The following is a 26,173-nucleotide window of genomic DNA, read 5'->3' on the forward strand; positions in this document are numbered from 1 at the left end:
GAGATGCCGGGTCACCGCGTGGTGCTCAGGTGGATCCTGGCGGTGGCCTGCGCCGGGGGCGCCGTGATCGCGCTGGTGGGGATCGACACCCCGCTGCGGCCGGCTTTGACGGGTCTGTTCGTTTTGCTTACCCCCGGGGTCGCCGTGGTAGGACTGTTGCGGGATCGTGACTCTCTTACGGCAATATCGACAGGGGTAGCGGCAAGTCTGGTCATGAACGTTTCCCTTGCCACCTCGATGCTGATCCTTGACGCATGGTCGCCTCGCGCCGGAGTGGCGACGATCGCGGTGCTCAGCGGCTTCATCTACGTACTACGCCTGCTGCAGCCGAAGAACGCACGCTTGCGGACCGAACAGGGGGCCGGGTCGAAGTGAAGATCACCGTCGTGAGTCCGAGGGATCTCGGGGAGTCCGAGGCGTCACGGTGGCGCGAGCTCCAGAAGGCCTCCCCCAGCCTCGACAACCCCTTCCTGTCGGTGGAGTTCACCCGGGCCATGGGACGGCTGCGCGACTACGTGCGGGTCGCCGTGATCGAGGACGACGGCGTCATCGCCGGGTTCTTCCCCTACGAGCGGCACGGCCTGGGCGTCGGCAGGCCGTTGGGCGGCTTCCTGACCACCTGCCACGGGCTGATCTCCGTACCGGACCTGCGGCTCGACTCCCGCGAACTGCTGCGCGGCTGCGGGATCTCCGCCCTCGAGTTCGAGTACCTGGTCCCGGGCCAGCCGACGTTCGCCCCGTACGAGACGGACGTGCGGCCGGCGCCGCTCATGGACCTCCGCGGCGGCTTCGACGCCTACGTCGAGCAGGTGCGCGCCCAGTCCTCCAAGAACTACAAGACGGTCCGCTACAAGGAGCGCAAGCTCGGCCGCGAGCAGGGTGAGATCCGCTTCGAGTACGACTCCGCCGACCCCGCGACGCTGCGCACGCTGCTCGGCTGGAAGTCCGACCAGTACCGGCGGACCGGCCGCGTGGACCGTTTCTCCCAGCCGTGGATCGTCCGGCTCGTCGAGGAGCTGCACGACGGGCCGTCCGCCGACTTCGCGGGCGTCCTGACCATGCTCTACGCCGGTGACACGCCCGTCGCCGGGCACTTCGGCCTCCGTACGGAGACCACCCTCGTCGGGTGGTTCCCCGCCTACGACCCCGAGTACGCGCGGTACTCGCCCGGGATCATGCACCACCTGCACATGGCCGAGCACGCCGCCGCGGCGGGTCTCGCGCAGGTGGACATGGGCAAGGGCGGGCGCGAGTACAAGGACTGGCTCAAGACCGGTTCCGTCATGGTCGCCGAGGCGCGCGTCTCGCGGCCGTCCCCCGTCGCGGCCGCCCAGTGGCTGCGCCGGGTGCCCGTCAACCGGCTTCGCGCCGTCGTGGTGGAGAACCCCACGCTGTTCCGCGCGGCCGACCGTGTGCTCAAGGGCTACGGCCGGGCACGGTCGAGCCTCCAGTCGCGCACCACCCCGCGGGAGAACGGCCTCGCGCCGCGGCCCGCCGCGGGGGAACCGCGAGCCGCCGTCCCGGAACGGTCCGCCGTCCCGGAGCGGCCCGCCGCTCAGGAGTCGTCGCGGGCGCGCTGACACCCTCAGCCCCTTCAGCCCCCCTCGACGGCCCCCGGCCCCCTCTTCCCCTCCAGTCCCTGTCCCTGTCCCCGACGTCCCCGATCGTCCCCAACGCAAGCTCCCTCTACCGAAGTCACGCCGTTCTCATTTCCCGAGTGAGGGCGAGCGGGCGGAAGGACCAAAGGAACATCCGTCATCATGAATCCTGACACCGTCAGACAGAACACCAAGCAGCTCGGCGTGCTGCGCTCGGTGCCGCCCATCGAGCGCTTCACTCCCATCACCCCGCACATGGCCGTCTCCCCGACCGTCAGCGTCGTCGTGCCCGCTATGAACGAGGCGGAGAACCTCCCGCACGTCTTCGCCACGCTGCCGCAGTGGATCGACGAGATCGTCCTCGTGGACGGCAACTCGGTGGACGACACCGTGGCCGTGGCCCGGCGGCTGCGTCCCAACGTGAAGGTCGTCACCCAGCGCGGCAAGGGCAAGGGCGACGCGCTCTCGGCGGGCTTCGCCGCGTGCACGGGCGACATCATCGTGATGATCGACGCCGACGGCTCCACCGACGGCCACGAGATCATCCAGTTCGTGGGCGCCCTGGTCACCGGCGCCGACTTCGTCAAGGGGTCGCGCTACGCCGCGGGCGGCGGCAGCGACGACCTGACCTTCAGCCGCCGGGCCGGCAACACGGTTCTGACCACGCTGGTGAACTGGTTCTACGGCACCCGCTACACCGACCTCTGCTACGGCTACAACGCCTTCTGGGCCCGGCACCTGCCGGCCCTCGACCTCGACTGCGAGGGTTTCGAAGTCGAGACGCTGATGAACATCCGCGCCGCCAAGGCCGGGCTGCGCATCCAGGAGGTGCCCAGCCACGAGCGGTGCCGGATCCACGGCGAGAGCAACCTGCACGTCGTCCGCGACGGCCTGCGCGTGCTGCGCACCATCCTGCGCGAGCGCCGCCGGCGTCCCGCCGCGGCGCTGCCGGAGCCCACTGCCACCCCCGCGGCGGATCAGGGCGCGGCATAGCCATGAAGATCAGTGTCGTCATCTGCGTCTACACCGAGGACCGCTGGGAGGACATCCGGGCGGCCGTCCGGTCCGTGCTGGACCAGCGACGCACGCCGTACGAGGTCATCCTCGTGGTCGACCACAACCCGGACCTGCACCTGAGACTCAAGCAGGAGTATCCGGACGTGGTCGTGGTGGAGAACACGCACCAGAAGGGCCTGTCCGGTGGCAAGAACACCGGCGCGGAGATCGCCACCGGCGATGTCGTGGCCTATCTGGACGACGACGCGGTGGCCGAGCCTGGCTGGCTGGAGGCTTTGGAGGAGGGCTTCCAGACCCCGTCCGTCGTGGGGGTGGGCGGGCTGACCAGGCCGTTGTGGGCCACGGGGCGCCGCCCTCGCTGGTTCCCCGAGGAGTTCGACTGGACCGTGGGCTGCACCTACCGGGGCATGCCCACGGTCCGGGCTCCGATCCGCAACGTCATGGGCGGCAACGCCGCCTTCCGCCGCGAGGTCGTCGGCGAGGTCGGCGGCTTCCACACCGGGATCGGCCGCAGCGTGCAGGGGCGTAAGAGCCGCCCGCTGGGCTGCGAGGAGACCGAGTTCTGCATCCGCCTGTCCCAGCGGCGCCCCGGGTCGGTGATGCTGTTCGAGCCGGGAGCGGTGATCGGCCACAAGGTCCCCGCGCCCCGGATGGGCTTCGCCTACTTCCGGTCGCGCTGCTACGCCGAGGGCCTGTCCAAGGCCCTGGTCGCCTCCAGCGTCGGCGCCCAGGACGGCCTGTCGAGCGAGCGGAGCTACGCCACGAGGACGCTGCCCCTGGGGGTGCTGCGCGGCGTCGGCTCGGCGCTGCGGGGCGACCTCGCCGGCCTCGGCCGGGCCGCGGCGATCATGGTCGGCCTGGCCTGGACCGCCTGGGGGTACGCGGTGGGCACCGCCCGGCTGAGGCTGGGGCGGTCATGACCGGCGTTCCGATACTGATGTACCACGCGGTGAGCGACACCCCGAACGACGCGACCCGGCCTCTGGCCGTCTCGCCGGGGCGCTTCGCCGATCAGCTCGGCCTGCTGCACGACCGGGGCTTCACCCCGATGACGCTGTCGGACCTGGTCGCGGGCGTGCACCGGACCGGGAGGCTGCCGGCCAAACCGGTGGCGATCACCTTCGACGACGGCTACGCCGACTTCCACAGCGACGCGCTGCCGATCCTCGACCGGTTCGGCTATCCCGCCACGGTCTTCGTGACCAGCGGCTGGGTCCAGGACGCCGGCCCCCACGCGGCCGGGCGCAGGCTGGCGCCGATGCTGGCGTGGAGCCAGGTCCGCGAGGCCGTCTCCTGCGGCATCGAGATCGGCGGGCACAGCCACAGTCACCCGCAGCTCGACCAGCTCCCCGACGCCGAACTCCGCAACGAGCTGCGCACCAACCGGACCCTCCTGGAGGACCAGATCGACCGCCCGGTGGCCACGATGGCCTACCCCTACGGCTACTCCAGCGCGCGGGTGCGCAGGGAGGTGCGCCGGGCCGGGTACTGGACCGCCTGTGCGGTGGCGAACGACGCCTTCGAGGAAGGCGACGAGATGCTCTCGATCCCCCGCCTGACGGTCACCGAGCGGACGTCCATGGCGAAGTTCACCAGGGCCGTCGAGGGAGAGGCGCTGCCCCTGCTCTACCTGCGGGAGCGGGCCCTCACCAAGGGTTACGCGCTGGTGCGCCGCACACGCTACGGGTGGCGCCAGGTCTCGACGCTGTACGCGCGGGGGCGGGTAACGGCAGGTGAGTGACACGAGTCTCTCCAGTGGAACGGCGGAGACCCGGGTGACGCGGGACGGGCCGCTGAAGAACCTGTGGAGCCGTCTTCCCAAGGACCTCAACGACCCCCTGCTGCGCAACGCCTACTCGCTGATCGTCAACGCGGGCGCCGCGGGCGCCCTGGGGCTCGCCTACTGGACGGTGGCCGCCCGGTTCTACTCCGAGGGCGACTACGGCCGTTCCTTCGCGCTCATCGCCGCGATGCGCCTGCTCGCGGCGATGACCGCGTTCGGGTTCGTCGGCGCGCTGACCCGCTTCCTGCCCGAGGGCGGGCGGGCGACCGGGCGGCTCGTCGGCGCCGCGTACCTCGTGGGCGGTGGCGCGGCGGCCCTGGCCACCGGCTTCTTCCTGGCCACGCTCGACCTCTGGGGGCCCAACTACGGAAGCCTGCACGGGATCGGCACGGCCGGGTGGTTCCTGTTATCGGTCGTCCTGTGGTCGGTCTTCACCCTCCAGGACGTGGTGCTCACCGCCCTGGGCAAGGCCACCTGGGTGCCGCTGATCGGGGTGGGCGTCGGAATCGCCAAGATCGTCCTGGTGGCGGTGCTGGCCCCGGTCTTCCCCGGCACCGGGATCTTCCTCGCCTGGACGATCCCGGTGGCGATCACCGTCGTGCCGATCAGCATCGCGATCTTCGGCAGGCTGTCGCCGATGGCCGCCGCCAGGGGCGCCCACCGCGCCCCGCCCCGCCCGCGCCGCATCGGCCGCTTCCTCGCCGGGGACTTCCCCGGCACGCTGCTCATCCTCATCAGCGTCTACCTCGTGCCGGCGATCGTGTCGGGCGGCGTCGACGCGAAGGTCGCCGGATACTACGGCGCGGCCGTCACGCTCGTCGGCGTCTTCGACATGCTCGCCCTCAACATGGCCATCTCGCTGACCATCGAGGGCTCCGGCGACCCCTCGCTGCTGGCCGGCAAGTGCCGCCTCGCGCTGCGGCGGACCCTGATGCTGCTGGTCCCGGTGGTCACCGTGGCCGCGCTGAGCGCGCCGCTCGTGCTGCGCCTGGGCTGGGGTCCCGCCTACGCCGATCACGGGGCGGCGGTGCTGCGGCTGCTGGCCCTCGCGTGCCTGCCGCACGCGGTGATCGAGATCTATCTCGGTGTGCTCCGCGCGCGCAGCCGGGTACGGACGCTCCTGATGCTCCAGGCGCTCCTGTGCGTGCTGGTCGTGAGCCTGTCGTTCGTCTTCTTCCGGCTCTACGGCATCACCGGCGTGGGCATCGGCGCGCTGACCGCCCAGCTGGTCGTGGTGGCCGTCGTCACGCCCGGCCTGGTCTCCGTGCTACGCGCGGCGCCGCAGGCCCCGGCCGCGGAGGCCGATCTCTCGCCGGACGAGACCCCGACCCTGGTGATGATGATCGTGGACGCCCAGCCCACCGTGGCGACCGTGGCGTCGTCGGCGGCGCACGGCCCGGACCGGGCCGCGGGGCGGGAGGCCGCACCCGTACGGCCCCGCGTGCCCCTGGCGGTGCGGGCCAGAGCCTGGCTGCCGCCGCTGATCACCGCCGAGGGACTGGCGGTGGTCGCGCTCGCCGCCGTGTCCGGCGGCGCCCCGTCGTTCCCGTCCACCGCCGCGGCCGTCGCCGGCGCCGGGCTGCTGATCGTGGCCTTCGCCGCCGAGCTGCTGATGAACCGCCGCCGCCCGGTACTGTGGACGCAGCTCGTCGCCGTCGCGGTGTGCCTGAACGCCACCGCGGCGCAGGCCGGTCCGGCCGCGGAGCTCGCCGGCCGGGTGCTGCGGATCATGACCACCGGCGAGGCCCCGGGCGGCGACCTGCTGCTGGCGCTGCCGGCCTTCCTGGCGCGTGCCATGGGCCTGACCGACCCGACCTGGCTGCTGGCGTGGGCGCCGGCCGCCTTCGCGGTGGCCGCGCTGGCTCCGGCGGCGCTGGCCGTACGGACGCTCCGTGCCGGTGAGCGGCTGCGCTGGCCCGCGGTGATGCTGGTGACGATCGTCTTCCGGCTCGTCTCGACGGGGTCCCCGCAGGTGGCCCTGGCCGTCCTGCTCGGCCTGTGCGCCGCCGCGCTGGCGCTGACACCGGCGCGCAGGACACGGCGCGGACCCGAGCCGGCCGTCTCCTCGACGGACGAGCCTCTGAGAACGGCGGCCTGAACCACCTAGACTGCCGCCACGGCGCTCGACCTGCGTCTCCCCACAGCTCAAGCTCCATTGAAAGGACCCATCGTGAACGACTGGCCGGCGGTCACCGCAGTCATTCCCACCCGCAACCGCCCCGACTTGCTCCGTGAGACGATCGACTCGATCCTCGGCCAGGACTACCCGGGCGACGTGACGTGCGTCGCCGTCTTCGACCAGAGCGACACGGACGAGTCGTTCGCGTCCGACGCCCCGGGACGCCGCGTGCTGGTCACCCCGAACAAGCGGCAGCCGGGGATCGCGGGGGCCCGCAACACCGGCAGCCTCATGGCCGACAGCGAGCTGGTCGCCTTCTGCGACGACACCGACCTGTGGCTGCCGCACAAACTCCGCGCCCAGGTGGCCGCGCTCGGCGACGGGCACTTCGTGACCTGCGGGGTGGAGATGTTCAACGACACCTCCTCCTATCCCAGGTCGATCCCCATGACCTCGGTGACCCTGCGCGACCTGCTGAACAAGCAGCTCCCCGCGATGCACCCCTCGACCTACCTGATGCGGCGCGAGGCGCTGGTGGACGGTTTCGGGCTGGTCAGCGAGGAGCTGCCCGGCGGCTACGGGGAGGACTACGAGCTGCAGCTCCGGGCCGCCAAGCTGGGGCCGATCACCAACCTCCCCGAGATCGGGGTGCGGCTGCGGATGCACAACTCCTCCTACTTCTCCTTCGTCGACATCAGCGCGACCGTCTCCGAGGCGCTGCGCTGGATACTGGACCAGTACCCGGAGTTCGCCGGGGCGGGCGGCTACGCGCAGCTCAGCGGGAAGATCGCCTTCGCCGAGGCGTCCATGGGCCACTCCTCGCAGGCGCTGCGCTGGATCGGCCGCACCGTGCGCAAGCGCCCCTGGGAGCCGCGCGCCTACCTCGCGCTGGCCGTGATCGCCGGGGTTCCCGCCGATGCGATCGTGAGCCGGCTGCTGCGGATCGGCCGCGGCATCTGACGGACGCCAGACCCCGCCGCGGCGGGATTCGCGTCCACGGGGGACCGGAGAAAGCGGCGTCCGGCGGAAACCGATGGAATCCGTGAGTCCACAGATTCACAGGAAACCGTAAGAAACGGCAGAAGCGGCGACCACCTGCGGTTAAGCGCGTCTCCTTATGCTCGCCATAACAGCGGACGGGCATGATCTCATATAAAAATCAATTAAAATTCGAACGACCTGAGAAGACGCGCTCTATGTTGATCGTCACCGTTCTCTCGGCCTCACCCACTCGGACGGACTCATGAGCCAGCCTGGAAACAGAAGGCACGCCAGACCCGCGGGGAAATCCCCGGTCTCACGGTGGCTGCTCGTCGCCCTGGCCGGCGTTCTCGTGGCCGCGGCGGGCGTCTACGCACTCGTCTCCAGAGGCGGCGGCGATCGCGAGGCGGCCGCGCCCCCTCCCCCGACGATCCCCGGAGAGAGCGCCTCTCCCACCTCCTGCGCTCCCACCGACAAGCTCGTGCCGCCCTGCGGGGCCTGGTGGGGCATGCACGTGCCGGTGACCAGTGACGCCCAGCTCGTCTCCGGCGTGGAGGCCGTCGAGAAGCAGATCGGCCGCAAGCTGGACATCACTATCAGCTACCACGACATGTCCGACAGCCCGTCCGGGCGGTTCTTCCGGGACGGCGAGGTCGCGCTGAGCTCCGACCGTCTCACCCTCCTCGGCTGGGAGTCGTCGATCTGGAGCGACAACCTCGACATCCCCTGGAAGGAGATCGCGGCCGGATACTACGACCAGGCCATCATCGACCAGGCCGCCCGGGTCAGGGAGTACGGCAAGCCCGTGCTGGTCGGCTTCGACGGCGAGAAGGACCGTGACGAGACCGGCCAGGACCCGAAGGACTACATCGCGGCCTACAAGCACATCGTCGACGGCTTCCGCCAGGAGGGCGCGGACAACGCCGTCTGGGTCTGGGGCGTCACCGGCTACTACCCGTTCCGCGACCGGTGGAAGTCGTACTACCCGGGCGACGACTACGTCGACTGGATCAGCTACGACCCCTACAACTTCGCCTCCTGCCGCAAGGCCCCCTGGCAGGACTTCGAGAAGACGGTGCGGCCCACCTACGACTGGTTCCAGGAGAACGGCTTCGCGGGCAAGCCGATGATGCTGGCCGAGTACGGCACCGAGAGCGACAAGAGCGACTCCTCCGCGCGTGCCGACTGGTACCGCGACATCCCGGACGTGGCGAAGACGATGCCCAACCTCAAGGCGTTCATCCAGTGGAACAACGTCGACGGCGAGTCCTGTGACTTCAGGCTGACAGGTTCCGGCGTCATGGAGGCGTTCGCCGAGGCCGGCCGGGACCCCTACTTCAAGCAGCCGGGCGCGGCGCAGGGCGGCGAGGCGCAGGCCACGGGCTGAGCGACGACGCGCCGCCGCCCGGGGACGACCCGGACGGCGGCGCTTCGGCGACGGGCGCGGGCGATGACGGCACCGCGCCGGGAAGGGACCCGGCCTCGGACGGCGGTATGCCGGGAATCTGGTGGATCCCGATGGAACACGCCAGGCGGGAGTCCCGGCAGCCAGGCACGGAGGAGAATCCGCGCGGAGTAAAGTCGGGGTCTGGCATTGGCATGACGGGGACCGGGAGAGGGCGACGTGGCGGGCAGGAAGGCCGAAGAAGTCAACGAGGAGCCGGCCACCCGAGCGTTCTCGCGACCGCCGTCCACTCCGGCCGCGCCTCCCGGAAGCCCCGGGGAGACCGAGGCGTCCGGGACGCCGGAACGTTCCCGGGGCGACGAGGAGCCCACGGACGAGGCTGAGCCCACGGACGGCGGGAAGTCGCCGGACCGTGTGGAGTCCTCGCACGAGGAGCAGTCCACGGACGGCGGGGAGTCTTCGGACGAGGCTGAACCCTCGGGCGGCGGGACCGCGTCCGGAGCGGCCTCGGGTCGCACCGTCGCGTCCGGGGAACCCCCGGACGGCGCCGTCGGCGACGAGGAGCCCTCGGGCGGCATCGCCGGCCACGAAGCGGCCTCGGACGGCGAGGATGACGAGCCCTTCTGGCCCGTGTGGCCCGTCCTGCGGACCGAGGACCGGACCGAGAGCCAGGACCGGACCGAGAGCCAGGACCGGACCGAGGACGAAACAGGGGACGAGGTCCCCGGTGGTGACGGACCCGCCGACGAGGAGGCCCCCGGCGGGCCCGCCGACAGGGACGGGTCCGCCGAGGAGGACGCGGTCCCCGGCCGGGGCGGACCCGGTGCGGAGGGCGCGACCGTCGTCGTGACCGGCGCCTCGCTCGCGGCGCTCCGCGCCGACGCCCGCGACAGCGACAGCGACAGCGACAGCGACAGCGACAGCGAAGACCGTGGCAGAGCCCGCGACGGAGCCGGCGACCGTGACGAGGACGAGATCGAGATCCTCATCGCGGAGGAGGACACGGACACGGACGCCTCACCAGGCGGCGAGGACGAAGGCGCCTCACCCGGTGACGGGACCGGCCGGGACGGCGAGAGCGACGCGGACGAGGAGGCGGATGACGCCTCACCCCCGGCCTCGTCCCGGACCCCGTCCGGCGACGCCTCACCCGAAGGCGGGAGCGACGAAGGCGACACACCCGGGGAGGAAGAGGGAGCCGAGGAGCTCGTCGTCCTCGCTCCCCCCGTGGAGGACGACGACGCCACCGTGAGCTGGCGCGTCCCGGCCGACCTCCTGAGCTCGCGGGCCCGCGGGTCCTCCGTACCCTCGTCCGTACCGTCCGGCGAATCGTCCGGCGCGGTGTCCGCCGGTTCGGTGCTGACGGCCGGGAGGACGGCGGCACGGACCGCGGAGCCGTCCCTGTCGGTGGTCCTCGCCGCCGACTCCATGGACTCCCGGGCCCGGCTGACCGCCACGGTCGCGGCGCTGCGCGCCCAGGACCCGGCGCCCGAGGAGATCATCCTGGTCGTCGACCAGTGTCCGGAGCTGGCCTCCTGGGCCGAGGCCGAGCTCGCCGGCGTCACGGTGCTGCCGGGGCGTGAGGCGGGCGGCGCGGCCGCGGCGCGCAACCTCGGGCTGGCGAACGCCCGCGGCGACGTGATCGCTTTCCTGGACGAAGGCTCACTGCCCGAGCCCGGATGGTCGGCGTCACTGCTGGCCGCCTACGCCGACGACGTGGTCGCGGTGCGCGGCCGGGTGACGCCGCGCTGGAGCGCCGGCCGTCCCGACTGGTTCCCCACCGAGCTGTCCTGGGTCCTGGGGGTGCCGTGCACCGGCGCACCCGAGGAGACCGAGGAGATCGACGACCTGTACGGCGGCGCCCTGTCGTTCCGGCGCCGGACGCTGTCCGAGGCGGGCGGCTTCCCCGAGACGCTGGACCGCCGCGCGGGCGACGCCGCCGCCGAGCCCACCGGGGGGACCGCGACCGAGCTCCGCTCCCGCCTGCGGGAGCTCGCGCCCGAGGCGAAGCTGATCCACGAGCCCTCGGCCGCCGTGCGGCTGAACGTCCCGCCGCGCCGGGCCCGCCTGTCCTACTTCCTGGCCCGGTGCTTCGCCGAGGGCCGGTCGCAGGCGGGCGTGCCGCGGCGGGCCAGCGGACGGGAGGGGGCACTGGCCCACCTGGCGCCCGTCCGGGCCGGGCTGCCCAAGGCGATCTTCCGGGCCGTCACCTTCACCGGCCCGGTGGACGTCAAGGGCTGGAAGGCCCTGCTGGTCATGCTCCTCGGCCTGGCGGCGGTCAACGCCGGCTACGTCGCCCGGCGGCTGCGGACCACGCGCACCGAGGGGACCGCCCGGCAGGTGAGCACCCTGACCTGGTTCGTCTCCCGCACGTCGCTGCCGCTGGCCAGCATCCTGTGGGGGCTGTCGCTCCGAGGCGTCCACCTCGACGGGATGACCGACCTCGGGCTGATCACGGTCATGCCGGTCACGTTCTGGCTGGCGATCGCGGTCATGGTGATCGGATTCGTCTGCCTGCTGGGCGACCGGGAGGCCCTGGAGTTATGGCACGCGGGCTACGTGCTCGTGCTGATCGCCGTGCTCCACGCGACCCCCGCCCTGCTCTACCCGTCGCTGCGCTACTCCTGGGCGTGGAAGCACGTCTCGGTCATCGACTACCTGATCAGGTACGGCGCGACCGACCACAGTGTCACGTCGCTGTCGGCCTACCACCAGTGGCCGGGGTTCTTCTCCTTCTTCGCCCTCATGACGAGGGCCGCGGGACTGGAGAACGCCCTCGGCATCGCCGTGTGGGGACCGGCCGCCTTCAACGCCGCGCTGCTCCTGCCGTTGCTGCTGCTCTGGCGAACGGTGACCCGCAACCGGCAGCTGGTGTGGGGCGCGGTGTGGATCTACTTCTCCTGCTCCTGGGTCGGGCAGGACTACTTCTCCCCCCAGGCCACCACCCTCGTCCTCTACCTGATCGTGCTCTCGGTCGTGGTCAGGCGCTTCCGGCGCGGCCCGATCCGGGCCGGCGAGGATCCCGAGGCGCTGGCCGCCGAGCCTCCGCCCGTCTCCGGCACCCGGACCCGCCTGATCTGGTCCTGCCTGCTGGTCGTCGTCGTCCTGGGCATCGCCTCCTCCCACCAGCTCACCCCGCTGGTGCTGACGGCCGCGCTCTTCTCCCTGGTCCTGCTGCGCCGCCACCGCAACCTCGGCATCCTGGCGGTCACCGCGATCGTCGTGGTGGGGTGGGACCTGCTGGCCGCCCGGCAACTCCTGGAGGAGCGTCTGGGGGACATCCTCGAGTCGCTCGGCGACGCCGGCGGCAACCTCGACGACGGCCTCATCGCCCTCGGTGACGCCTCCCCGGGTCAGGTGATCGTCGCCTACGCCGACCGCGCGCTGTCCGCCGGGCTGTGGCTGCTGGCGCTGGCCGGAGCCTACAAGCGCCGCCACCTGCTCAGGCGAGCGTGGCTGCCACTGGTCGCGATCGGGCTGAGCCCGCTGCTGTTCCTCGCCGGCGGAAGCTACGGCGGCGAGATCGTCTTCCGGGTCTACCTGTTCACGCTGCCGCTGACCGCGTTCCTGGCCGCGGCCCTCTTCCTGCCGGCCCGCCGGGAGTGGGTCCGCCTGACGGTGCTGCCGCTCGTCTTCCTGCTGATGGTCACCGGATTCTTCTTCGGCAACTACGGCAAGGAGCAGACGAACTACTTCACCCCCGAGGAGGTCGCGCTCGTCCAGGCGGTCTACAAGGTCGCACCGCCCGGCTCGCAGATCATCGCGCCCACGTTCGTCCTCCCCGGGGCCTACGACTACTACGAGCGCTACGATCGCACCTGGCTGGACGAGCTGCCGCCGTCACGCACCGCCGTGAAGGACCTGCCCGACAACGTCCCCACCCTGCCGGAGATGATCAAGAATCCGATACCGTCGCTGACCAGGCTGATGTCCTGGCTTCCGCCGGACGGCAAGGCGTATCTGATCATCAACCGGGCGCAGAAGGCCGCCACCGAGACCGCGGGCACCTTCCCCAAGGGGACGGTGGACCGGCTCGACAAGAGCGCCGCCGCGTCGAGCCGTTTCAAGCTGCTCCTGCGCACCCCCGGGGGCGTCGTCTACGAGATGATCCCGGAGAAGAGCAAGTGACCCCCTCGAACCGGCCGAGCTGGCCGATGCCGCTGCTCGCCCTCACCGGATGGCTGGCCCTGCTGGTGACGCACGTGGCCGACGTGGGCTTCCTGCGGGTCACGGTGACGATCGTCTTCATGCTCACCTGCCCGGGGACCGCCGTGCTGGCACTGGCGCGCCCGCTGTTCGGACGCCGTGACCACGCCGGGGACGCCACGGAGAGCACGGCGCTCGCCCTGGCCCTCAGCGTGGCCCTCGGGATGATCGTGAGCGAGGCGTTCTTCATGAGCGGCACGTTCACCACGGACCGGGCGATGATCGCGCTGGCCTCCGTCACCACGGTCGCCGCGCTGGGCGCGCTGCTGACCGGGCGGCTGGCACGGCGTTCCCGTCGCGGTGCCCGCCGCCGCGCCGTGGCGGCCTCCACCGACCCCTCCTGACGTAGGGCACCGCCCGGCCGCCGCCGTACGCCGGGGACCGTGTGGGTGGGAGGCCGTACGCGTGGGGAGAGCCGTGCGGCCGGGAGCGGCGCGGCGGCGGGCGTGAACCCGGGGGCGGGGGTGTGGCGATACACCATGACCACCCGTCCCACGGAAGGCCGGCCTTGATGCCATGGTGCCCGCGATGACCGCTCCGCCCACCGCCCGGAGCCTCGACTCCGACCTCGTCAGGGAGTCCCTGACGCGGCCGGAGGCGTTCTCCGCGCTGTTCGACCGTTACGCGGCGATGCTCTACCGGTACGTCTCCCGCCGGCTCGGTCCGGAGAGCGCCGAGGACCTCGTCGGGGAGACGTTCCTGGTCGCCTTCGCCCGCCGGAGGAGCTACGACCTGACCTACGACGACGCCCGGCCCTGGCTGTTCGGCATCGTCACCAGGCTGGTCTCCCGGCACCGCCGCGCCGAGGCCGCCCGCTACCGGTCGCTGCTGCGCACCGTCCCCGAGGACGTCGTGGAGTCGCCCGCCGACCGGGTGGCAGCCGGGGTCACCGCCCAGGCGTCGCGGCCCGCGCTCGCCCGCGCCCTGGCCGGGATCGCGGCCCGCGACCGCGACGTCCTGCTGCTGGTCGCCTGGAGCGACCTGTCGTACGAGGAGGTGGCGCGGGCCCTGGACATCCCGGTCGGCACCGTGCGGTCCCGCCTCAACCGGGCCCGGCGCAAGCTCCGCGCGGCGCTCGGCGACACCAACCCGTTGCACCAGGAGGAGGCGTGACCATGGACGACCTGACGATGCTCCGCGACCTCGGCCGCGATCTGGAGCACGAGCCGCCCGCGACGCTCACGCACCAGCGGCGGCGTCTCCTCGGCGCCGCGTCCCGCCCGCAGCGGACGTCCCGGATGTTCCCGGCCGCCCGGCCGCTTCGGACGCTCCGGGTGACGCGCGGCTGGGCGGCGCTCGGCCTGGCCGCCGCGGTCACCGCGGCCGCCGCCGTCGCCGTCCCCGTGGTGCTCCGGGCCTACGGCTTCCAGGCGGCCGTCGGGGACCCATCCGTCACGGCCCCGGAGGGCAGGCGCCCGCCCGCCGCCGACGGGACCCTCGACATCCTGTTCGTCGGAACGGACAGCGAGGCGTTCAACCCCCGCTACAAGGGGAACATCGGCGACCGCAGCGACACGATGCTGCTGATCCACCTGCCCGCCGGACGGAAGAAGGCCACGGTCGTCTCCTTCCCCCGCGACTCGATCGTCCGGATCCCCTCCTGCCGGGCCTCCGGCGGGAAGTCCGTCCCGGCCCGGACCGGAATGATCAACTCTGCTTACACGGAGGGCGGGCTGAACTGCGCGTGGAAGACGGTGGAGTCCCTGACCGGGATCCGCGTCGACCACGCGATGGAGACCGACTTCTCCGGGTTCGCGAAGCTGGTGGACGCGCTGGGCGGGGTGGAGGTGACGCTGCCGCGGGCGGTGGACGACCCCAAGGCGAAGGTGAAGCTCCCCGCCGGCCGGCAGACGCTGGACGGCAGGGCCGCGCTGGGCTACGCGCGGATCCGCTACACCCTGGGCGACGGCTCGGACCTCATACGCGTCCAACGCCAGCAGGGGCTGATGGCCGCCTTGGTGAAGAAGGCGGAGAAGCTGACCGGCGATCCGGCGAAGCTGGCGGGCTTCCTCACCGAGGCGCGCAGGTGGGTCAGGACCGACCCCGGGTTCGATGCGGAGACGATGCTCAGCGTCGCCGCGAGCCTGCGAACGGTCAAGCCCGGTGACGTCGAGTTCGTGATCGTGCCGGTGCATCAGCACCCCGCCGACGTGAACCGGCTGCAATGGAACGCCCGCGCCTCCGAGCGGCTGTTCGCCGGGCTCCGGAAGAAGTAGGGCCGCCTCGCTCCCCGGCGGGCGGGCCGGGGAGCGCGACCGGAGCGAGCGCGCGCCCGGGAGGGGGGCGCGTGCGGGACGGGGGCGCGTGCGGGACGGCATCACGACGAGGACGAACTTCGCGGTGAGGACGGAAGCACGGTGGAGCATGGCGGGGGTCGGGGCCGCGGTGAAGGGAACGGATCAGAGGCCCTCGTCCAGTGCCCGGTGCGCCCGGGCGACCAGCAGCGGCACCGCGGCTCCGATCTCGTCGAACCCCTCCCCGACCGTCTTGCCCTGGACGAAGCGGGCGTGGATGCCCTCCACGATGACCGCCAGCTTGTAGTTGCCGAACGCCAGGTAGAAGTCCAGGTCGCCCAGGTCGGCGCCGGACACCCGGGCGTAGTGCTCGGCGAACCCCCGGCTGTCGAGGAAGCCGGGGGTGAGCGTGATGTCACCGGCGACCGGCAGGGCGGCCCGTTCGTCGTCGCCGGGGTCGTGCCAGTAGGTCAGGGTCAGGCCGAGGTCCGCGATCGGGTCGCCCAGGGTGGACATCTCCCAGTCGACGACCGCCCGGATGTCGGGGGCCGCGCCGGGTGCGAGCCGTACCAGCGTGTTGTCCAGGCGGTAGTCGCCGTGCACGAGGGCGGCGCGGGAGGCGGCGGGCAGGCGGTCGCGCAGACGCGCGGCGAGCCGGTCGTACTCGGGCAGCTCGCGGGTCTTCGAGCGCTCCCACTGCTGCCCCCAGCGTTCGAGCTGGCGTGCCATGTACCCGTCGGGGTGACCGAACCCGGCCAGGCCGACGGCCTCGTAGTCGACGGCGTGGATGGCCGCCAGGATCTCGGCGAGCCGTTCCGAGAGCGCCCTGGCGTCCCCGGGCGACAGCTCGGCGTCCTGCCGCCCCCTGACGGCCCGCCCCTCGACGTGTCCCATCAGGTAGAACGGCGCGCCGATGACGTCCTCGTCGACGCAGAGGGCGATCGGCTCGGGCACCGGCACCGCCGTCCCGGCCAGCGCCGAGATGACCCGCCACTCCCGGCGCATGTCGTGCGCGGTGGGCAGGACGTGGCCGAGCGGGGGACGGCGCAGGACCAGGGCGCGGTCCCCGGCGCCGGTCGGGGTGTCGGTCCGGGTGTCGATGCGGGTGTCGATCCGATACGTCAGGTTGGACTTCCCGCCCGAGATGAGGGAGACCCCGGTGGGCTCCCCCAGGTCGGGGACGTTGCTCGCCATCCAGGCGACCAGGCGGGACCAGTTGATGCCGGGCGTGCTCATGACCAAACATTAGAACGCCATTCGGCGCTCATCCGCCAGACGGGTCACCGCCGTATGTCCCCGATCAACTCGGCGATCACCGCGGCTCCCCGCCTGACCTCGGTCAGCGAGGCGGCGCCGTACCCGAGCACCAGCCCGTACCGGCGCGGCCGATCGCTGCGGCGTGGGCTCTCGGTCCAGTCGACGAGCACGCCCCGCTCCGCGGCGCGGGCGACGACGGAGGGGACGGCGGAAGGCGGGATCTCGATCATCACGTGCAGCCCCGCGGTGTCGCCGCTGACCAGCGGGCCCAGCGCGTCGACGACGGCGGCGCGCCGGCGGGCGTACTCCAGCCGCATGCGCCGCAGGTGCCGGTCCAGGTCTCCCCTCTCCAGCAGTACGGCGACCGCCTGCTGGACCGGGCCGCCGGTACGGTCGGCCAGGTCGTGGCGGGTCCGGGCGACGGCGGCGAGCAGGCCGGGGGCGGCCACCAGCCAGCCGACCCCCACGTCCGGGGACAGGGACTTCGACAGCGTGCCGAGCAGGACGACGCGTTCGGGGTCCAGGCAGTGCAGCGCGGGCAGCGGGGCGACGTCGTAGCGGAACTCGGCGTCGTAGTCGTCCTCCACGACGATCGCGCCGGTACGGCGGGCCCAGGCCAGCAGGCGCTCCCGCCGCGGGATCGGCAGGCGTCCGCCGAGCGGGTACTGGTGAGCGGGGGTGGTGTAGAGGACGCGCAGGTCGTCGGGGAGCTCCTCGACGACGACGCCGTCCCGGTCCACCGGGCAGGGCACGATCTCGGCGCCCCGGGCGGCGAAGACGTTGCCCGCGACCCGGTAGCCGGGGTCCTCGACGCCCGCCCGGTCGCCGGGACGCAGCAGCGTGGCGGCGATGAGGTCGAGGCCGTTGCCGGTGCCCCGGGTGACCATGATGTCCTCCGGGCCCACGGCGACCGTCCGGGTCCTGCGCAGGTGCTCGGCCAGCGCCTCGCGCAGGCGGGGCAGGCCGTAGGGGTCGGGGTCGTCCCCCGGCGGCAGGTCGGCGGCGGCCCGCCAGGCCCGGCGCCAGGCGGCCCGGTCGAGGTCGCGGACCCAGGGCCGGCCGGGACGCAGGTCGATCACGTGCTTCGCGGGAGTCCCGCCCGGGCCGGCGGAAGCGACGCCCCTCACGGCGGGAACGGAACCGGCGGGAACGGCGTCCCCCGCGGCGGGAACGGGACCGGTGGAAGCGGCGCCCCTCACAGCGGGAACGGGACCGGCGGAACCGGACCCGGGGGCTCCGGCGGCCCCCGCCGCTCCGGCCGACGCGACGGGAGCGGGCGCGGGCGCGACGGCGGGGGCGACCGGCGGGAAGGGCGCGTGGACGACCACGTCGGCCACGTAGGTGCCCGAGCCGTGGCGGCCGTCCAGCCAGCCCTCGGCGTACAACTGCTGGTACGCCTCGGTGACGACGGTGCGGCTGACCGCGAGCTGCCGGGCGAGGGCGCGGGTGGAGGGCAGGCGCTCGCCGGACTTGATGGTGCCGTCGCGCATGGCGGCGCGGAGCCGGTTCCCGAGCTGGACGGTGAGCGGGACGAGGGCGTCACGGTCCACCGAGACGGGCAGGTCGACGGAGGTGCGCGGCAAAGTGGTCTCCCGGAAGCACAGAAAAGTGGCCATGTTCCCCATGTCCACTTCTCCATAGGTTAGAGGCATGCTTTCCACGACTCCGCGCACCCGTCCCGGCCGCATGGGGGAACGGGCCAGGACCGGCCGCGAGGACCTGTACGAGGTGCTGGACGCCGGGCTGATCTGCCATCTGGGCGTGGTGCGGGCCGACGGGGCGCCGATGGTGCTCCCCACCTGCTACGGCCGCGTCGGCGACACCCTCTACCTGCACGGCTCGACCGGCTCCTCGTCGCTGCGGGCGGAGGGCGAGGTGTGCGTCACGGTGACCCACCTGGACGGGATCGTGCTGGCCCGCTCGGTCTTCAACCACTCGGTGAACTACCGCTCCGCCGTGGTCTACGGCCGTCCCCGCGTCGTGACGGACCCGGAGGAGCGGATGGAGGGACTGCGCGCGATCACCGAGCAGCTCGCGCCCGGTCAGTGGGACGCCGTCCGCCCGCCGACGCGGAAGGAGCTCGCCGCCACCGCCGTGGTGGCCCTCTCCCTGGCGGAGGCGTCGGTGAAGGTACGGCAGGGCCCGCCGGGTGACGAGGAGGAGGACTACGCGCTGCCCGTCTGGGCCGGGGTGTTGCCGCTGCACGCCTCCTGGGGCGAGCCGGAGGCCGATCCCGCCCTGGCCGCGGGGGTGGACGTCCCCGGGCACGTCGTCTCCCGCGCCGCGCCGGGCCGATAAGGCACGCCGTCTCCCAGGCCGTGCCGGGCCGATAAGGCACGTCGTCCCCGCGCCGGGCCGACAGGGCACACCGGTCCCCCGCGCCAGACCGGTGGGGCGCATCGTCCCCCCGCGCCGGGCCGGTCACCGCCGCCGCCGGAAGGGCTTCCCGCGGGCCGTACACCCTCGCTTTTACAGGCGTTCTGATGATTTGTGGTTAATCACCGGAAACCGAGGTTCTGTCGCTAAGCTACGGTCCGTCTTTCATGGGTGGGGGCCCAGTCAACTGAGGAGACCGCATGTACGGCACGTCATCGGCCTGGCGAGTCCCCGGCTATACGGAGATCCGCGAGCTGGGCGCCGGTGCCGCCGGCCGGGTGATGATGGCCCGGCACGACGCCGACGACGTCCTCGTGGCGATCAAGTACCTGTCCGACAGGCTCAGGGGCGACGTCGGCTTCGTCGCGCGCTTCCGGCACGAGGCCCGGGTGCTCTACACCCTCGACAGCCCCCACGCCGTCCGGCTCTACGACTACGTCGAGACCGGCGAGGGCGCCGCGATCGTCATGGAGCTGGTCAACGGCGTCCCGCTGCGGGCCGTCCTCCGCTCGGAGGGGCCGACCGGCCCGGAGGCCGCGCTGACGGTGCTCAAGGGGGCGCTCACCGGCCTGGCCGCCGCCCACAAGATCAACGTCGTGCACCGCGACTTCAAGCCCGAGAACGTCCTGATCGAGCCCGACGGCACGAGCCGGCTGGTCGACTTCGGCATCGCCGTCCGCTCCGGCGAGGGGGACGTCCCGGCGGGCACGCCGCCCTACATGGCGCCGGAGCAGTGGTCCGGAGGCCCGGCCTCCCCCGCCACCGACGTCTACGCGGCCACCGCCGTGTTCTTCGAGTGCCTGACCGGCGCCCGCCCGTTCCGCGGGACGAACATCGCCGCGCTGGCCCGGCAGCACCAGAGCATGGCCCCTCCGACGGAGGAGGTGCCCTCGGCCCTGCGGGGCCTGGTGGAGCGGGGCCTGGCCAAGCACGAGACCGACCGCCCGCCGACCGCCATCGCCTTCCTCACCGAGCTGGAGGCGGTGGCCGCCGACGCCTACGGCCCCGACTGGGAGGAGCGGGGACGCCGCCGCCTGGCGGCGCTCGCCGGGATCATGGCGTCGCTCCTTCCCTTCCCGCGCAAGCCGGCGACCTCGGAGGCGCACACCTCGCTCGCCGAGACCGACCTGGGCGACCCGGTGCCGGGAGGGACCGGGTCGGACGAGCATGAGGACCTGGACCTGGACGACCACGGCTGGCGGGCGGTGATGTCCAGGCGGCGCTCCAAGATCCTGGTCGGCGTCGGGTGCGTCGCGCTGATCGGCGTCATCGGGATGGTGCTGGTCAACTCCTCCGGCTCCAGCGAGATCCAGGCCCGCAGCTCGGCCGCCACCGTGAGCGCGACCCCCTCGGAGCCGGTGGAGTCGATCACCCCCGGGGAGACCGACGAGCCGCAGGAGGAGACGTCGGAGGAGCCCACGGCGAAGGCCACGCCCAGCCCGTCGGCGACCGACGAGCCCCCGGCGGCGACCTCCGCGGCCAGCCCGCCGCCGGTGCCGCCCGCGCGCCGGCCCACCGCCCGGCCTTCCAGGGCCACCGCGAAACCGTCGGCCACCCCGACGCGGACCCGCCGCCCGCACCGGCCCGCCCCCAGCCGGAAGCCCTCACCGACCGCGACCGCGACCGAGGAGGAGACCTCCGACATCGGCGGTCCGGGCGAGCAGCCGACGCGGACCTCGCCGCCGCGGGCCACCTCCACACCGCGGCCTTCCGCCCCGCAGGCGACGCAACCGCCGAGGACGCCGAAGCCCGAGAGCCCCACCCCCACCGAGGGTGGCGGCGAGACCAACCCCACTCCGACACGCTCCGGCGAGGGCCGGCCCAGCCTCAGCCTCTCCCCCGCCCCGCCCGAGGAGACCGCGTCCACCGCGTTCCTCGCCCTCGGGGCGCTGACCGGCGGCGCCGTCCCGTTCGCCGCCGGTCGGGGCACGGCCGGACGGCGCCGCGGGCGCCCGGACGGCCGGACCTGGCGGTGAACCCGGGCCCGGAGGGTCTCGCCGGATTCCGGCCGGCCCGCCGGACACGCACCGGGGAACTGGGCGACTGGTGGTCGGCGGTGACGGCCGACGGACGGCCGGGCGGCGCCCTGCGCTTCTCCCCGGAGCTGGTCGCCGACCCGGCGGCGCGGCGGCGGCTGGCCGGGACCGTGACCTCCGACCTGGATCTCGCCCGGGGCGGCCGGATCGGGCTGCTCCCGGTCGCCGACCTGGTCGCGGCCGGGGACGACGTCTGGCTGCTCACCTCGGAGCCCGCCGGCCCCACGCTGGCCGACCTGCTGTCCGAACCGCCCGCCGCCCAGGGGCCCGGTGCGGGCGGCGCGGCCGCGGTCCTGGTGGAGACCGCGCAGACGCTCCTGGCACTGCACGCGGCGGGCCTGGCCCACGGCGCGCTGCACCCGGGCACGGTGGTGATCGCCGCCGACGGGTCGGCGCTGCTCGCCGAGCGCGGGCTGACCGGGGCGCTGCGCGACCGTCCCGCGGCCCCGGAGCACGACATCACGGCGTGGGCCTCGCTCGCCATGGACCTGGCCGCCCGCTGGGCGGCACCGTACCCGGAGGCGGCCGGGCTCCTGGAGCGGGCGGCGGCGACCGCCTCCGCCCGGGGCCTCACCCAGGCCCGTGACGTCCTGCTGGCCGGACGCGACCTGCTGCCGGAGGGGTTCGCCGGGCGCGACCGGCTGGCGGAGGCCGCGCGCCGGCGACAGGCGGAGGCCGCCCTTGCTCCGGGCCTCCCGGGGCCCGTTCCCGGGACCCCACCGCCGGACGAGGGGGGGATCGCCACGCTGCTGCCCGCCGCCGCGGGCGGCGGACACGCGGGAGGCGACGAGAGCACGGTCCTGCGGTTCGGGCCCGGGGTGCCGGCGGAGACCGACGCCGCGCGGATCTGGCGGAGCGGCCGTGACGGGTCTTCCGGCGCGGCCTCCCGCGGGCGGCGGGCCTCCGGCGGCCGGGTCCGGCGCGGCCGTACGGCTCTCGCCTCGGTGATCATCGCGCTGATGGTGGCCGCCGGGGTGCTGGCCTGGCTGTTCCGCGTGCCGGAGGACCCGGGGACGCCGCTGGCGGTGACCGGGGTGCGGGTGATCCCGCCGAAGAAACCGAAGGACTGCTCCGTGCTCGTCAGGATCACCGGCGTGCTCTCCACCAACGGCTCCGCCGGGAAGGTCCGCTACCGGTGGCGGCAGAGCGACCGCAGGACACCGGTCGAGAAGACCGAAGTGGTCGAGGCCGGGAAGACCTCGCACGAGGTGACCCTGCGGTGGAGTATCAACGGCAATGGGGACTTCCGGGGGACCGCCACCCTGCAGGTCCTCTCGCCCCTGCCCAAGGGGAAGAAACTCCAGGACAAGGCCACTTTCACCTACCGATGCACGTCATGATCCGGATATGCCGATAATGCAGGATAAATAGGTTCTTACTACTCTGACGGCCATGACCACGCAGACCCCCGCCGGCTGGTACCCGGATCCCTACGGCTCACCGCAGCTGCGATGGTGGGACGGGAACCAGTGGACCGACGCCACCCATCCGGTGGAGACCCCCGCCGGACCGGCGTCCCCGCCCCCGACCGGGCAGCATCCCGGACAGCCGGGCCCCGCCGGGCCGCTCCCCGGCCAGGCGGGCCGGACCGGTCCGCACGACCATCCGGCCCCGGCGGGCCCGCCCGTCCAGCCGGGACAACCGGGACAGTACGGCCCGCACGAACATCACGGCCGGCCCGGCCAGTCCGGTCAGTACGGCCGGCCTGGACAATCTGGGCAACCGCCGTGGGACGGCCCGCCGAACGTCACGGCGCAACTGCCCGCGGGCGCGTACGGCCCGCCGCAGCCGCGCCGGAACGCCTCCCTGCCCTGGATCCTCGGCGTCGGCGGCGCGGTGGTCCTGGTCGTGGCGATCGTCGCCGCCGCGTTCCTCATCAACCCCGGGGGCCGTGAGCGCGCGGACGACCGCCCCCCGTCCCCTACGGCTGCGACCACGGAACCGACGCCCTCGCCGTCGGACCCGGCGACGCCGGAGCCGCTCCCCTCGGACGGCCCCGAGCTGCCCCAGCCGGAGGACGGGCGCATCTCCGACTCCACCTCCGGCCTGTCCTACGACTTCCCCGGCGAGCCCTGGAAGGTGCCGCCCGGCACCCGTACGGACGGCACGAGCTTCCTGGGCGGCAGCAGGGTCGAGGCGATCTCCCAGAAGGACTTCGACGGCGAGGGCCACGACTGGGTCGGCAACGTCTTCACCGGCGAGCTGCCGGACAGGTTCGGCTACGACGGCGTCCCCGGCATGCGGGCCACCCTCGCGTCACTGCTGCTGGGCATCGAACCGGTCTTCTACAGCCCCCCGCACGACAAGAAGATCGTCGAGAACAAGGCGATCAAGGTGAGCGGCAGGGACGCCTGGCTCCTCGTCTTCGACATGGACTTCTCCAAGGAGGCCAAGGCCAACGGCTGGAAGTTCAAGAAGGAACGCGGCGCCATGGTGCTCGTGGACCGCGGCGCGGGCAGACGCCCGGCGCTGATGTACATGTCCGTGCCCGACAACCTCGGTCTCCAGGTGGTCGACCGGGTGGTCGGCTCCCTCAAGCTCTCCTGAAGGTGGGACTACGCTGAAGGCTATGAGTGACCTGCTGGTCTGGATCGACTGTGAGATGACCGGGCTCGATCTCGGCCGAGACGCCCTTGTCGAGGTGGCCTGCGTGGTCACGGACAGTGAGCTGAACCAGCTCGACGAGGGCATGGACGTGGTGATCAAGCCTCCGCCGGAGGCGGTGGAGCAGATGTCGGACGTCGTCCGGGAGATGCACACCGCGTCCGGGCTGCTGGAGTCCCTTGAGGGCGGGGTGACCCTGGCCGAGGCCGAGGCCATGGTCCTGTCCTACATCAGGGGCCACGTCCCCGAGGCGAAGCGGGCGCCGCTGTGCGGCAACTCCATCGCCACCGACCGCTCCTTCATCGCGCGCGACATGCCGGGGGTGGACGCCTTCCTGCACTACCGGATGGTCGACGTGTCCTCGATCAAGGAGCTGGCCCGGCGGTGGTACCCGCGGGTGTACTTCTCCGCACCGGAGAAGCAGGGCGGGCACCGGGCGCTGGCCGACATCACCGAGAGCATCCGGGAGCTGCGCTACTACCGCGCGGCGGTCTTCGTGGCCCAGCCGGGGCCCGACTCCGCCACGGCACGCGAGCTGGCCGAGGGCGTCTCGGCGGAGCCGGCCTGACGGCGCGGGACGCCCGCGGACGGGGCACGGACCAGGCCGCGGGCACGGCACGGAACGGGCGTACGGGCCGGGAGCGGAACGCGTTCGCGAAACGCGGTACGAAACGACTCCCGGGAACCGCTACACTTTTCCATGTGCTGCCACGGCAGACGCGGTGGGTGTAGCTCAGTTGGCAGAGCGCCAGGTTGTGGTCCTGGATGTCGAGGGTTCAAGTCCCTTCACTCACCCCACGGGGAACGGCCGGTCCTACGGGACCGGCCGTTCCGCTTTCCATCCGCGACTGGATCACCAAATCCAGATATAACCGGTTATGCTCACTTCATCGCCTCGCCGTAAGACCGGGGGGTTTCGGCGACCTGACCGTGTAGCCGCCACGGAGGCCGGATGAGATCCGACGACGCCCCCCACTCCCCCCATCCCACCGACCCGCGGGTCGCGACGGGCCTGAGCAGACGCGAGGCGGAGGTCATGGAGCTGATAGCCACGGGCCGCTCCAACGGGCAGATCGCCCAGCACCTCTTCCTCAGCGAGAAGACCGTGAAGAACCACGTGAACCGGATCTACGCCAAGCTCGGCGCCGACTGCCGGATGACCGCGATCGGCCTGTGGAGGCAGCGGGAGGCCTCCAATGAGGGCCGAATACGATGATCATGTGATCAAGAATCGCGACATATCGTCAAACAGGTCACCTCTGCGGTTCGTCGTACTGCTCATCGGGTTGTCCGTGCCCTTCTGGCTGCTCGGCGCCCTGGGCGGGAAACCGGCGGAGTCGTTGGGCGCCGATCTCCCGGTGAGCGCGTTCATGGCGGTCTGCCCGCCGCCGGCGGCGATGCTGCTCGTCCGCGGGGAAAGCCGGCGGCCACCCGCGGGCTGAAGGCCGTGAGGATTGGACCGGTCATCCGGCACGGAACCGGATCTTACCCGTGGTCCGGTCGCCGTCGTAGGTTCCTGTTCACCAGCCCGCCCGTTTTCACGGGCCCGCGGGACCCGTGTACGTCGCGCGGACGTGCGGCCCGCGGCGTCCCGCCGTCCCCTTCCGCCGGGACACCACGTGAAAAGGAGATCCACCGGTGATCGTCATCGCCCACCTCAGCGACATCCACATCGACGACGGACAGCGCAGCGCCGACCGCGCCCGCGCGGTCATGGACCATCTGGAGGGGCTGCCCTGGGACCTGGACGCCGTCGTGGTCACCGGTGACATCGCCGACCACGGTCTGGCCGGCGAGTACGAGCTGGCCCGGCGGATCCTCACGTCCCGCCACCCGGTGCTGACCTGCCCCGGCAACCACGACGAGCGCGCCGCGTTCCGCCGTGTCCTGCTCGGACGGCCCGCGGAGGCGGGGCGGACGGCGACGGAGACAGGACGGACGGAGACGGAGGCGGAACCGGCGGCGGCGGAGGCGCCCGGGACGACCGCGACGGGGGAACCCGGAGCCGCAGACGCGGTGGACGAGGTCGCGGCGCCGGTCAACCAGGTCCACCGGGGGAACGGGTTCGTCCTCGCCCTGTGCGACTCCTCGGTGCCCGGCAAGGACCACGGCCACCTGGAGGAGGAGACGCTGGCCTGGCTGGCGGACGTCCTCGACGGCACCCCGGACACCGTTCCGGTGCTGGTCGGCTTCCACCACCCGCCGGTCCCGCTGGCCATCCCCTACGTCGACGAGATCCGCCAGTTCGGCGAGCGGCGCCTGGCCGAACTGGCGGACCGCCACCCGAACCTCCTCGCCTTCCTGAGCGGGCACGCCCACACCCCCGCGGCGACGACCTTCGCCGGCCGGCCCCTCCTGGTGGCCCCCGGGGTGGTGTCCACGCTCCGGCTGCCCTGGGACCACCGGGCCCACGCCGACGACCACGCCGACCTGACCCAACCGCCCGCTCTCGCCTTCCACGTCCTGGACGACGAGGGGAGGCTGACGACCCACTACCGGTGGGTCCCCGGCGCCTGACCTCCGCCCCGCCGTACGGTGCCCCACGAAGCGGAGCGGC

22 protein-coding genes and 1 tRNA gene are annotated in these 26,173 nt (G+C 72.8%); 21 read left to right on the forward strand and 2 right to left on the reverse strand.

Features of this window, described 5'->3' with window-relative positions; genetic code table 11:
* Positions 1-63 precede the first annotated feature (63 nt).
* From ACFYSC_RS25395 to ACFYSC_RS25450, 12 genes are all read left to right on the forward strand, one after another.
* Positions 64-375: a hypothetical protein gene (locus tag ACFYSC_RS25395; protein ID WP_389966336.1), complete on the forward strand. Its 312-nt coding sequence runs from the start codon at positions 64-66 to the stop codon at positions 373-375.
* Positions 376-386: 11 nt separating this feature from the next.
* Positions 387-1,580, forward strand: coding sequence for a GNAT family N-acetyltransferase (locus tag ACFYSC_RS25400; protein ID WP_389966339.1), 1,194 nt, complete (start codon positions 387-389; stop codon positions 1,578-1,580).
* A gap of 180 nt (positions 1,581-1,760) precedes the next feature.
* A complete protein-coding gene (locus ACFYSC_RS25405; protein ID WP_362930052.1) occupies positions 1,761-2,591 on the forward strand; it encodes a glycosyltransferase family 2 protein in 831 nt (276 codons plus the stop codon).
* Between the two features lie 2 nt (positions 2,592-2,593).
* Entirely contained in the window at positions 2,594-3,535 is a 942-nt protein-coding gene (locus ACFYSC_RS25410; RefSeq protein WP_389966343.1) for a glycosyltransferase family 2 protein, read from the forward strand.
* Entirely contained in the window at positions 3,532-4,356 is an 825-nt protein-coding gene (locus ACFYSC_RS25415) for a polysaccharide deacetylase family protein (protein ID WP_389966346.1), read from the forward strand. Before ACFYSC_RS25410 ends, ACFYSC_RS25415 begins: the two co-directional genes overlap by 4 nt.
* Positions 4,349-6,496 carry a lipopolysaccharide biosynthesis protein gene (locus ACFYSC_RS25420; protein WP_389966349.1) on the forward strand — a complete coding sequence of 716 codons (2,148 nt, stop codon included), beginning with the start codon at positions 4,349-4,351 and terminating at the stop codon, positions 6,494-6,496. The genes ACFYSC_RS25415 and ACFYSC_RS25420 overlap by 8 nt, the downstream gene beginning before the upstream one ends.
* Positions 6,497-6,568: 72 nt before the next feature.
* On the forward strand, positions 6,569-7,477 hold the full coding sequence (locus ACFYSC_RS25425) for a glycosyltransferase family 2 protein (protein WP_389966352.1): 909 nt from the start codon (positions 6,569-6,571) through the stop codon (positions 7,475-7,477).
* Positions 7,478-7,760: 283 nt separating this feature from the next.
* Complete coding sequence (locus tag ACFYSC_RS25430) at positions 7,761-8,885, forward strand: glycoside hydrolase family 26 protein (protein ID WP_389966355.1); 1,125 nt, start codon at positions 7,761-7,763, stop codon at positions 8,883-8,885.
* 432 nt (positions 8,886-9,317) lie between these two features.
* A complete protein-coding gene (locus ACFYSC_RS25435; protein WP_389966358.1) occupies positions 9,318-13,031 on the forward strand; it encodes a glycosyltransferase in 3,714 nt (1,237 codons plus the stop codon).
* Positions 13,028-13,453, forward strand: a complete 426-nt coding sequence (locus ACFYSC_RS25440) for a hypothetical protein (RefSeq protein WP_389966361.1) — start codon at positions 13,028-13,030, stop codon at positions 13,451-13,453. Before ACFYSC_RS25435 ends, ACFYSC_RS25440 begins: the two co-directional genes overlap by 4 nt.
* Before the next feature lie 184 nt (positions 13,454-13,637).
* Positions 13,638-14,222: an RNA polymerase sigma factor gene (locus ACFYSC_RS25445; protein WP_389966363.1), complete on the forward strand. Its 585-nt coding sequence runs from the start codon at positions 13,638-13,640 to the stop codon at positions 14,220-14,222.
* A gap of 2 nt (positions 14,223-14,224) precedes the next feature.
* Positions 14,225-15,325, forward strand: a complete 1,101-nt coding sequence (locus tag ACFYSC_RS25450; protein ID WP_389966366.1) for an LCP family protein — start codon at positions 14,225-14,227, stop codon at positions 15,323-15,325.
* Between the two features lie 183 nt (positions 15,326-15,508).
* Here the strand turns inward: ACFYSC_RS25450 and ACFYSC_RS25455 are convergent, their stop codons facing one another.
* Both ACFYSC_RS25455 and ACFYSC_RS25460 read right to left on the reverse strand, forming a co-directional pair.
* Entirely contained in the window at positions 15,509-16,579 is a 1,071-nt protein-coding gene (locus ACFYSC_RS25455; protein ID WP_389966369.1) for a phosphotransferase family protein, read from the reverse strand.
* A 44-nt stretch (positions 16,580-16,623) separates the two neighbouring features.
* Entirely contained in the window at positions 16,624-18,216 is a 1,593-nt protein-coding gene (locus ACFYSC_RS25460; RefSeq protein ID WP_389966372.1) for a PLP-dependent aminotransferase family protein, read from the reverse strand.
* Positions 18,217-18,250: 34 nt separating this feature from the next.
* Between ACFYSC_RS25460 and ACFYSC_RS25465 the strand changes: the two genes are divergently transcribed.
* The 9 genes from ACFYSC_RS25465 to ACFYSC_RS25505 all read left to right on the forward strand — a co-directional run bounded on the left by ACFYSC_RS25465 (position 18,251) and on the right by ACFYSC_RS25505 (position 26,133).
* A complete protein-coding gene (locus tag ACFYSC_RS25465; protein WP_389966375.1) occupies positions 18,251-18,898 on the forward strand; it encodes a pyridoxamine 5'-phosphate oxidase family protein in 648 nt (215 codons plus the stop codon).
* A gap of 278 nt (positions 18,899-19,176) precedes the next feature.
* Positions 19,177-20,952: a protein kinase gene (locus tag ACFYSC_RS25470; RefSeq protein ID WP_389966378.1), complete on the forward strand. Its 1,776-nt coding sequence runs from the start codon at positions 19,177-19,179 to the stop codon at positions 20,950-20,952.
* Complete coding sequence (locus ACFYSC_RS25475; RefSeq protein ID WP_389966382.1) at positions 20,949-22,352, forward strand: hypothetical protein; 1,404 nt, start codon at positions 20,949-20,951, stop codon at positions 22,350-22,352. The genes ACFYSC_RS25470 and ACFYSC_RS25475 overlap by 4 nt, the downstream gene beginning before the upstream one ends.
* A 52-nt stretch (positions 22,353-22,404) precedes the next feature.
* Entirely contained in the window at positions 22,405-23,559 is a 1,155-nt protein-coding gene (locus ACFYSC_RS25480) for a DUF2510 domain-containing protein (protein ID WP_389966385.1), read from the forward strand.
* Positions 23,560-23,581: 22 nt separating this feature from the next.
* Entirely contained in the window at positions 23,582-24,184 is a 603-nt protein-coding gene (orn, locus tag ACFYSC_RS25485) for an oligoribonuclease (protein WP_389966387.1), read from the forward strand.
* A 154-nt stretch (positions 24,185-24,338) separates the two neighbouring features.
* Positions 24,339-24,414 (forward strand) — tRNA-His (locus ACFYSC_RS25490).
* Between the two features lie 154 nt (positions 24,415-24,568).
* The gene (locus ACFYSC_RS25495) at positions 24,569-24,832 is read left to right on the forward strand and encodes a LuxR C-terminal-related transcriptional regulator (protein WP_389966390.1); all 264 of its coding nucleotides are present in this window, start codon (positions 24,569-24,571) and stop codon (positions 24,830-24,832) included.
* 4 nt (positions 24,833-24,836) lie between these two features.
* Entirely contained in the window at positions 24,837-25,058 is a 222-nt protein-coding gene (locus tag ACFYSC_RS25500; RefSeq protein WP_389966393.1) for a hypothetical protein, read from the forward strand.
* A 196-nt stretch (positions 25,059-25,254) separates the two neighbouring features.
* The gene (locus ACFYSC_RS25505; protein WP_389966396.1) at positions 25,255-26,133 is read left to right on the forward strand and encodes a metallophosphoesterase; all 879 of its coding nucleotides are present in this window, start codon (positions 25,255-25,257) and stop codon (positions 26,131-26,133) included.
* The last annotated feature ends 40 nt before the right edge of the window (positions 26,134-26,173 follow it).

It is taken from the genome of Streptosporangium sp. NPDC004379, from assembly GCF_042873875.1.
Classification (GTDB): Bacteria; Actinomycetota; Actinomycetes; order Streptosporangiales; family Streptosporangiaceae; genus Streptosporangium.

Bases quoted from the DNA above. Each gene is read 5' to 3' on its own strand.
- ACFYSC_RS25405 (WP_362930052.1), top strand. From the start codon at position 1,761: ATGAATCCTGACACCGTCAGACAGAACACCAAGCAGCTCGGCGTGCTG.
- ACFYSC_RS25410 (WP_389966343.1), top strand. From the start codon at position 2,594: ATGAAGATCAGTGTCGTCATCTGCGTCTACACCGAGGACCGCTGGGAG.
- ACFYSC_RS25415 (WP_389966346.1), top strand. From the start codon at position 3,532: ATGACCGGCGTTCCGATACTGATGTACCACGCGGTGAGCGACACCCCG.
- ACFYSC_RS25430 (WP_389966355.1), top strand. From the start codon at position 7,761: ATGAGCCAGCCTGGAAACAGAAGGCACGCCAGACCCGCGGGGAAATCC.
- ACFYSC_RS25445 (WP_389966363.1), top strand. From the start codon at position 13,638: ATGACCGCTCCGCCCACCGCCCGGAGCCTCGACTCCGACCTCGTCAGG.
- ACFYSC_RS25450 (WP_389966366.1), top strand. From the start codon at position 14,225: ATGGACGACCTGACGATGCTCCGCGACCTCGGCCGCGATCTGGAGCAC.
- ACFYSC_RS25455 (WP_389966369.1), bottom strand. From the start codon at position 16,579: ATGAGCACGCCCGGCATCAACTGGTCCCGCCTGGTCGCCTGGATGGCG.
- ACFYSC_RS25460 (WP_389966372.1), bottom strand. From the start codon at position 18,216: ATGGCCACTTTTCTGTGCTTCCGGGAGACCACTTTGCCGCGCACCTCC.
- ACFYSC_RS25465 (WP_389966375.1), top strand. From the start codon at position 18,251: ATGCTTTCCACGACTCCGCGCACCCGTCCCGGCCGCATGGGGGAACGG.
- ACFYSC_RS25470 (WP_389966378.1), top strand. From the start codon at position 19,177: ATGTACGGCACGTCATCGGCCTGGCGAGTCCCCGGCTATACGGAGATC.
- ACFYSC_RS25480 (WP_389966385.1), top strand. From the start codon at position 22,405: ATGACCACGCAGACCCCCGCCGGCTGGTACCCGGATCCCTACGGCTCA.
- orn (WP_389966387.1), top strand. From the start codon at position 23,582: ATGAGTGACCTGCTGGTCTGGATCGACTGTGAGATGACCGGGCTCGAT.
- ACFYSC_RS25495 (WP_389966390.1), top strand. From the start codon at position 24,569: ATGAGATCCGACGACGCCCCCCACTCCCCCCATCCCACCGACCCGCGG.